General features: G+C 62.7%; 1 pseudogene. It reads left to right on the top strand.

The window, feature by feature from the left end:
* Positions 1-482, top strand: a pseudogene (locus tag ACM6IO_RS27930) (toxin); the annotation flags it as partial.

Here is a 482-nt window from a genome sequence, read left to right as displayed (position 1 = left end):
AGTCGGCAATGTGCTGAGCATCGAAGACGCCGCGCTGCCGATCCGCTACTTCGCCAATCAGCGTATCGAGCCGATCAGCCATTATTGCTACGACACGCTTTACCGGTTGATCGGGGCCACAGGTTGGGAGGGCGGCTCGGTCAAACACGGTCCGTCGTCGGCGATGACGGCGGATCCCGCCATGCCCGGCAACTACCGCCAGACCTACCGTTATGACGCCGGCCACAACCTGCTCGAACTGACCCACACCGGCCCGCAAAACCCCGGCCATCGTCTGGTCGCCGATGCTCACAGCAACCGCTGCCTGCCGGTGCGCGATGGTGTCGAGCCGACTGAACAAGACTTCCGTGACAGTTTCGATGCCAACGGCAACCTGCTGACGCTGCAACCGGGGCAAACGCTGCGTTGGGACGCGCGCAATCAATTGTGTGAAGTCCGCCCGGTCGAACGTGACAGCGCCGAAAGCGACAGCGAGCATTACG

Origin of the sequence: Pseudomonas sp. IT-P44, assembly GCF_949768225.1 — a bacterium.
Lineage (GTDB): Bacteria > Pseudomonadota > Gammaproteobacteria > Pseudomonadales > Pseudomonadaceae > Aquipseudomonas > Aquipseudomonas migulae.
The sequence above is the reverse complement of the archived record's forward strand: the minus strand, read 5'-3'. Positions and strand labels throughout refer to the sequence as shown.